The following is an 8,288-nucleotide window of genomic DNA, read 5'->3' on the forward strand; positions in this document are numbered from 1 at the left end:
AGCTCAATTAGATCTTCAGGGAGCAGGAAGATGAAACTTGAAACTGAAAAAAAACATGAAAAATATTATGTGCCCGCACAGAGTCCCTGGCCGATTATTGGTGCTGTTGCACTGTTCTTTGTCGCCGTCGGGGCTGGACTAACTGTGATGCAGATGGGTAAACCAGATTCTTCCGGGTTTTATGTTTTATTAGCGGGAGTTATGCTGCTTATTCTCATGCTGTTCGGCTGGTTTAAAAATGTCATTGATGAGTCAATGTCCGGGCGTTATTCACAGCAGATGAATATCTCATTTAAGCAGGCAATGCTGTGGTTTATATTTTCTGAAGTAATGTTTTTCATGGTTTTTTTCGGTGCTTTATTTTACGCGCGTATATTTGCTGTTCCCTGGCTGGGCGGCGCCGGCAATAATGCCATGACTAATGAGCTGCTCTGGCCCGCTTTCGAAGCTGTCTGGCCGTTAGTTATAACCCCCTCAGGTGATACCACTCAAGTTATGGACTGGACGGGACTGCCTCTGATAAATACCGTTATATTATTAACATCATCCGTGTCATTACATATAGCTCATCAGGCTTTGACTGCTGGTCGTCGAGTGGTGCTGAAAGGTTTTATGGCAGTTACCGTTTTACTTGGTTTGATCTTTTTAATACTGCAGATGAATGAGTATATCCATGCTTATCATGAACTGGGTTTAACACTGCAGTCTGGTGTATATGGCAATACATTTTATTTATTAACGGGATTTCACGGTCTGCACGTTACCCTGGGGGTTATTCTTTTATCCATAATCCTGCTGCGTATAACAAAAGGTCATTTTGATAAAAACAGGCATTTTGCATTTCAGGCGGCTGCCTGGTACTGGCATTTTGTTGATGTCGTGTGGCTGTGTCTGTATCTCTTTGTTTATGTAGTGTAATGCTTTGAAAATACGCTTTATATCTTGGATCTTAATAGTGCTGGTAACTGTCCTGTGCGGCGCTTTGGCACACTGGCAGTGGCAGCGCGGCGAGCAGAAACAGCAAAGATTAGATAATATCGAAACTATGCGCCAGAAGGGGCTTTTGGACTGGTCAGGAGTGAATTCTCTGCCGCTCAGCTTAAATAAAACCGGTCTGCAGCTTTCTTTACAGGGCAGACTGGACAGAAAACATTACTGGTTATTAGATAACCGCACCTTAAACGGGCGTAGTGGTTTTGATCTGCTGGTTTTATTTTATCCGTTATCAGGTGAGCAGGCTTTGTTAGTTAATCTGGGGTGGCTAGCGCAGGGGAAAAGCCGCCGGCAGCTGCCTGAAGTTAAGTTACCTGAACATATATCTATTAAAGTGCAGTTAAAGCAGGGAGAGTTAGCCGGTTTTTACCTTGCCGGTGCAGAGCTGGTCAGCACCGGCTGGCCGAAATTGATTCAGTTCATTGATATAGCCACTCTAGCAGAGCAAAGCGGTGCAGAACTGGTGAATTATATGGCTTATGCAGTGGATGATAAAACTTATGCTCATCCGCATTATCAGCCGGTTGTTATGGCGCCGCAGAAACATCAGGCATATGCGCTGCAGTGGCTGTTGATCGGCCTGGCCGCTGTGTGCTGTTTTATATTTGCGCTTCGAAGCCAGTCTCAAACCAGTGAATAAGCGGAGAAGTAAATGAGCAGTCAAAAAGTGTTAACAATATTTATTATTTGTTTTCTGCTGCCCTTAGGGGGCGCATTCTTATTATTAAAATCGGACTGGCTTCCGGGTAGTACCGTGAATAACGGACAATTTTTAGTGCCGGAAGTGAAGTTAGAACAATGGTCTAAAATTAACCCTAAACCTTGGGCGATTGCTTTGCGTGTTGCTGGACAATGCGAAAGCGGCTGCTCAGTATATATCAGCGAGCTTAAAAACATTTATCTGGCACTTGGCAAAAATCAGAATAAAGTCGATTTGGTTTTATTAGGTTCAGCAGGCCGACAGGTTAAAGGTTTTAAAAATTATACTTACCCCAGCGGCGCGCTCAAGGCTGATTATTTATACCTGGTTGATCATATGGGGTTAGTTGTTTTTTCATATGAATTAGATAGAGATCTGCAGACTAACCGTATAACCGCTAAAGGTCTGATTAAAGATCTAAAAAAATTATTGAAGTATGCCCGAAGCTCATAAATGCTTTTGAAAATTATCAGCAGTATGAATTATACCAATTCCGTTAATTGAATGACCTGTTTAGGCGTAGGAGAAATGAATGAAAGCAAGGCCTTGATTGCAGTAACTAGTTGTTCTAATTGCAAAATCAATAACAAAAACACAATTGTTATTTGTGTTTAGCTAGCATTCATTTTAACCAGCATAAATGAGTAGATAATTATCGGATTTGGTATTACTAAGGAGTTAATAAACCCACATGCCGAAAATAATCCCGGAACTACTTAATAAACGATACAGGCATTTACTCCTATTCTGCTGCCTGCTTGCTGTTGTGGTGGTTGGTCTAGGTGCTTATACCCGTTTAAGTGATGCCGGATTAGGCTGCCCCGACTGGCCGGGCTGTTATGGTTCTTTAGTGCCACAGGCACCGGATGATGCTTCGTTTAGCGGCGAGTTTAAGTATGAAAAGGCCTGGAAGGAGATGATTCACCGCTATTCCGCAGCCGCTTTAGGACTGAGCATCTTTATGCTATTTCTATTTTCCATATATCTGCGCCGCAGTAGTAAAACAAAGCACAAAGTATTCCCAATTCGACTGCCGGCTTTACTGCTTGTGCTGGTGGGGTTTCAAGCTGTTTTAGGCATGCTGACCGTTACCATGTCTCTGCAGCCTTTGATCGTGATGGGCCATCTTCTCGGTGGATTTGCTATTTTAAGCCTGCTTTGCCTGCTTTACCTTCGCGTTAATAACCTGCCGGCGGGGACCGATAATCCGGCGGTGAAGGATTGTCTGTCCGGCAGTTTATGGGGCTTGTCTGTGCTGTTAATTCAAATTTCATTAGGCGGCTGGTTAGCAGCTAATTATGCGGCCCCTTATTGTTCTGGTTTACCCCTATGCAGCGGCGGATGGAACGCAGGCAGCTGGCAGCAGGATTTTTCATTTTTTGAAATTTTTCAGTTACCGACGGCGTCTGAAAGTTATGAATACGGCAGGTTATCAGGGGTTGCGCGTTTATCTATTCATCTAGTACATAGATTCTGGGCGGTGTTTACGGCCGCTTTACTTCTGTTTATAAGTATTAGGATTTACTTAATAAGTGACTCCGATAAGGTGAAAAACTGTGCACTCAGCGTTACTCTAATTGTTATCTGGCAGGTGGTATTAGGTGTTTTTTTAGTTTATCTGCACTTCCCTGTCAGTATTGCTTTAGCCCATAATTTAACTGCCGCTTTGTTATTAGTGAGCTTAATTCGATTAATCTATTACTTGAACAAACTGCCTTCGCTACATGCAGATAATAAACCTAAAAACTCAGGCAAGGCGGAAATTTAACCTGTTTAAGGAGGAAGAATGGCGAATATAATGCTTCATACTTTTAAAAACAGCAGCGGGGCCACGCCACTCAAAATTAAAGATTATCTTGAGTTATGTAAAATCAAGGTGGTGGCATTATTAGTATTAACCGCTCTGGTTGGTTTGGCGCTGGCACCGGATGTCGGCCGAGGTTATTTTGTTCAGATATTAAGTTTATTTGGTATTGGTTTATTATCGGCATGTGCAGCTGTTATTAATCATCTCGTAGATAATAAAATAGATGCGAAGATGGCGCGGACTAAAAACCGGCCTTTAGTGAAGCGTAGAGTTTCCCGCCCTCAGGCTATGCTGTTTTCTGCTGTGATCGGCAGTTTAGGTTTTAGTTTATTAGTGCTGGCTGCTAATAGTTTAACCGCCTTATTAACTCTAGCGTCTTTAGTCGGTTATGCTTGTATTTACACCGTCTTTTTAAAACGCGCAACGCCGCAGAATATCGTTATCGGGGGAGTGGCAGGAGCTATGCCTCCATTATTAGGCTGGGTATCAGAAACCGGTGTATTAGCCGCTGAGCCCTGGATACTAGTGATGATTATCTTCACCTGGACACCAGCACATTTCTGGGCATTAGCGATACACAGAAAAGCGGATTATAAAAAAGCGGGTATTCCTATGCTGCCGGTGACTCATGGCGTTGAATTTACTAAAACATCTTTACTTTTATATACCTTGTTATTAACCCTCGTGTGTTTTTTACCTTACCTGATTGCTATGTCGGGTATTCTCTATCTTTGCGGGGTAACAGTGTTAAATTTTATTTTTGTCTACAAGGCTCTTATGTTGAAATTATCACAAACATCACATGGTGCTATGCCGTTATTTAAGTTTTCTATTATTCATTTAACCCTGCTGTTTATTATTTTATTCTTAGATAAAGCCTTGTTGTGAATCGTCAAGCTGGTGTATAAGGTGGGGAAAATACTAAATCAGGGAAAGTAAGTGAATAAACTGCAGTTAACCTTAATTAGAGGCCTGCCCGGCAGCGGTAAATCCACCTTAGCTAAAACTATCAATGCAGTACATCTTGAGGCTGATATGTATTTTATCCAGGCCGACGGCAGTTATCTGTTTGATCCTCTGCTTTTAAAACAGGCACATCAGTGGTGTCAGGAACAATGCCGTGTTCATCTTGGACAGGGGAAAGATGTGGTGGTTGCTAATACGTTTGTCAGGCACTGGGAAATGCAGGCTTACCGGAAGCTGGCCAAAGAAAATAAAGCAGACTTAATAATAAAAACCTGCCGCGGAAATTACGCTAACATTCACGGCGTGTCCCAACTGACAATTAGCAAGATGAAACGTAACTGGCAGGTTTAAGTTTTGATATTAAGTTATCCTCTTTTCGGCATGAATATTTCCTGTAAAAAAGTCTATAAATGAATGAATTGAACTGGATTATTGTACCTCTAACTCTGCTTGCACAAGGTTTGAGTTTATTTGCTGTGCTGACGGCTGTGTTATATCTGCTGCAGCGCTTAGTATTTTCCTGGATGTCTGCCAACCTGGGCGGAAGATCGGTATATATCAGTGCTGTTATCGGCACGCCGGTTCATGAACTTAGTCACGCACTTGCCTGTATTATCTTTGCTCATAAAATCAAAAAAATAGTTTTTTTTAATCCCGACGGACACGGTACTCTGGGCTATGTAAATCACTCCTATAACAGTCTTAATCCCTGGCAGGTATTAGGTAACTTTTTTATCGGAATAGCCCCTTTGTTTGGCGGTTTGTTAGTTGTGTACTTACTGACACTTTTTCTTTTACCTGATGGTGACAGTTTATTAAAGCTGCTTGCTTTGAGCGGTAAAAACAGTCTTAGCGATTATTCACTTTCTGCTGTTATTGAACTTATGAGCAGTTTGTGGATTGGATTGTTGAAAAGCTATCAAAGGGAGCCTTTAGCCGTTCTATTATGGTTTTATTTAAGTGCATCAGTATCATTACATTTATCTCCTTCACCGGAGGATCTAAAAGGCGGTTTAAGCGGGTTTTTATGCTTTTTGCTGGTCATTGTTTTAGGGCACTTGTGCAGCAGTTATTTTGCAGTTTCTTATTTAAACAGCTTATCATTACAGCACCTCGGCAGCTGGCTGAACCCTATAGCCGTTCTGTATATAATATGTATTGTTACGGCATTGACATTGTTGATGCTTATGCTGTTGATTAAAGGTTTTCTGCTGTTAATTCGCAGCTGATAACTGCTTTCGTGAAAATTAACAACATAATTTGTAAACGTATAACAGAAAGTGACGGCAATTTTTACTGAGTTGATCTTGCTCACGCTATTTGTTTCAGCCAGTAAATAAACTTATTTTTAAGTATTAGGTCACAGTATGCAGTAATTATATACGACTTGAACGGCTGTATTTGTTCGCTGGGCTACATTTACCTTTTAAATGTTTTTGTCTGCAGCACCTTTCTTATTTCGCTTCGCTATAGTGCTGAAGACTTTTTTATTTTCAAACGGATTTGCATGAAAATTTCCTGCAAAGCTATACATAGGACGTACTGATGAAATTTTTAAATTCACTTTCTATTCAAAACAGGCTGGTTATTGCCATGCTGACGGCTGTTATTATATCTACCAGTGTGGTGGGGTTTGTCGGTCACTCTAAAGCCAAAGATCTGCTTGTTTCCCGACTGCAGCAGTCCGATTTACCCAATCTGCTGCAGCGTGTTCGTAATGCGGTTGACGGTGATATATCGAAAATGAAAGTACTGACTAAAACGATTGCAACGAATCCGTTTATTCTTGACTGGGTTAATGGTGGCGAAGATCCTGCTCAAGAAGCTGTCGTGATTAAAATGCTCAACACTATTACTAAAGATAATAATTTAAGTAATGCCTCTTTTGCCGACAGAGAAACCTCTAAGTACTGGAATCAGAACGGATTTCTCCGTGTTCTTAAAGATGATAATTCCGATGGATGGTTTTTTGCATTTAAGAACAGCGGGCAGACTGAATCGGCAAGTACTTATACCGAGCAAAATGGTGATGTGAATGTATTTGTTAATTATCAGGATCTTAACGGTAGAGGAACATCAGGTGTATCAAAGTCATTTAACGATATGGTTGACTACTTAAACAGCTTTAAGATTGAAGAAACTGGATTCGTTTACCTTATTGATAATACGGGACTGGTAAAAGTACATAAAGATAAACAAAAAAGCGATAAAGTTAAACTATCTGCAATCCACAATAACATTAATGTACAGTCGCTTTTATCTAAGCAGGGTTTTTCGTTTCAGGAAACAGATGAGCTGATCGTGGCTGCAAGTTATATCCCAAGCCTGGACTGGTATGTTGTGGCTGAAGTACCAAAAGCAGAGCTGTACGTCGGCCTGAACGAGTCGCGTAATTATATGCTGATGTGTTTTGTCATTATCGTTGTGCTGTTTATTTTTATCAGTATTATTTTAGCTAAAAGTTTAACTAAACCAGTTAATGAATTAGCGGAAGTATTTAAAGAGCTCGGTGAAGGTGAGGGCGACTTAAGTTACCGCCTTAGTGAAAGCGGAAGTGATGAAGTTTCCCGTCTGGGGCATGGTTTTAATGCCTTTATCAGTAATATCCATACCGTAGTCGCTGATGTTTCGGCCACCTCAACAGATGTTCGTCAGGCATCGCAGAAAGTTTCTCAAGGTGCAGATCAATCTAGACAAGAAGCAGAAGGGCAGCGTGATATTGCTACACAGGTTGCAACTGCAATCAGCGAGATGGGATCAACAATTTCAGAAATTGCCGCTAATGCAACCCATGCCGCCGATGCAACCAATGAAGCAACAACTCAGGCGGAAGATGCGCAGTTAGTGGTTCAAGAATCAACGCAGAGTATTCATGAGATGGCGGAAAATATGGAATCGGTTTCCGTTACCATCGAATCTTTAGCGGATAAAAGTAATGCTATCAGCAGTGTGCTGGATGTGATCCGCAGTATTTCTGAGCAGACTAATTTACTGGCATTAAATGCTGCCATTGAAGCTGCCCGTGCGGGTGAGCAGGGACGCGGATTTGCTGTCGTGGCTGATGAAGTAAGAAGTTTAGCGAAGCGTGCAAGTGAATCAACCGATGAAATTCATCAGATGATCACGCTGCTGCAGAACGACTCTAAGTTAGCGGTAGACGGCGTAAGACAAAGCAAAGAAAAAGCTGAGCTTGGTATGACAGCTGCGCAGCGGACGAACGAGGCGCTTAATGAAATTGTGCAGAATATTCAGCAGCTGTCAGATCTTAATACCCAGGTTGCGACAGCAACGGAAGAGCAGTCGGTTGTGGTCAGTGAAATTAATGTTCATGTTCATGCGATCAGCGACAGTACTGAAACCAGCGCAACAACTTCAGCGGATATGGCATCTTCAAGTGAATCGCTTAGCGCAATGGCTAAGAGCCTGGACAGTCTGGTTGCTCGATTTAAAATCTAAAGATGCGGTGAATATCGATGCAGAGCAGGTTTCTGCATCGACAGAAAAATTATAGTAATACTTTTGGAATGAGGCTCACGGCAAGATCATTATAAATTGAACTTTTCCTCCAACTAGCGATCTGATCACCATATACTAACAATTCGCTATTTGGTGATAATAATGAGCGCTACTTTTTTGAAATACTTCGATTCCATCTCAGACCCTCGTATTGAACGATGTAAGAAACATAATTTACTCGATATTCTTTTACTCGCTATTAGTGCCGTTATGTCTGGCTCTGAAGGCTGGGAGGATATTGAAAACTTCGGCCATATAAAGCTTGATTGGCTTCGTCAATATCGTCCTTTTGAATCCGGGATACCT

9 protein-coding genes are annotated in these 8,288 nt (G+C 41.7%); all 9 read left to right on the forward strand.

Going from position 1 to position 8,288, the window contains the following annotated elements; all coding sequences use genetic code 11:
* Window positions 1-30 precede the first annotated feature (30 nt).
* Window positions 31-918 carry a cytochrome c oxidase subunit 3 gene (locus tag G327_RS0106640; RefSeq protein WP_019613979.1) on the forward strand — a complete coding sequence of 296 codons (888 nt, stop codon included), beginning with the start codon at window positions 31-33 and terminating at the stop codon, window positions 916-918.
* A 37-nt stretch (window positions 919-955) separates the two neighbouring features.
* Entirely contained in the window at window positions 956-1,633 is a 678-nt protein-coding gene (locus G327_RS0106645) for an SURF1 family protein (protein ID WP_019613980.1), read from the forward strand.
* A gap of 12 nt (window positions 1,634-1,645) precedes the next feature.
* Entirely contained in the window at window positions 1,646-2,146 is a 501-nt protein-coding gene (locus G327_RS0106650) for a hypothetical protein (RefSeq protein WP_019613981.1), read from the forward strand.
* A gap of 238 nt (window positions 2,147-2,384) precedes the next feature.
* Complete coding sequence (locus tag G327_RS0106655; protein ID WP_019613982.1) at window positions 2,385-3,461, forward strand: COX15/CtaA family protein; 1,077 nt, start codon at window positions 2,385-2,387, stop codon at window positions 3,459-3,461.
* 18 nt (window positions 3,462-3,479) lie between these two features.
* Window positions 3,480-4,388, forward strand: coding sequence for a heme o synthase (gene cyoE, locus G327_RS0106660; RefSeq protein ID WP_019613983.1), 909 nt, complete (start codon window positions 3,480-3,482; stop codon window positions 4,386-4,388).
* A 51-nt stretch (window positions 4,389-4,439) separates the two neighbouring features.
* Window positions 4,440-4,817 (forward strand): AAA family ATPase, encoded by a 378-nt coding sequence (locus G327_RS0106665; protein ID WP_019613984.1) that lies wholly within the window; start codon window positions 4,440-4,442, stop codon window positions 4,815-4,817.
* A gap of 59 nt (window positions 4,818-4,876) precedes the next feature.
* A complete protein-coding gene (locus G327_RS0106670; RefSeq protein ID WP_019613985.1) occupies window positions 4,877-5,695 on the forward strand; it encodes a hypothetical protein in 819 nt (272 codons plus the stop codon).
* 316 nt (window positions 5,696-6,011) lie between these two features.
* On the forward strand, window positions 6,012-7,922 hold the full coding sequence (locus G327_RS0106675; protein ID WP_019613986.1) for a methyl-accepting chemotaxis protein: 1,911 nt from the start codon (window positions 6,012-6,014) through the stop codon (window positions 7,920-7,922).
* A gap of 162 nt (window positions 7,923-8,084) precedes the next feature.
* Window positions 8,085-8,288: transposase family protein (locus tag G327_RS26430; RefSeq protein WP_019613987.1), on the forward strand; the 204-nt coding region annotated here is incomplete at its 3' end.

This window comes from Psychromonas ossibalaenae ATCC BAA-1528 (genome assembly GCF_000381745.1).
In the GTDB taxonomy this organism is placed as follows: Bacteria; Pseudomonadota; Gammaproteobacteria; order Enterobacterales; family Psychromonadaceae; genus Psychromonas; species Psychromonas ossibalaenae.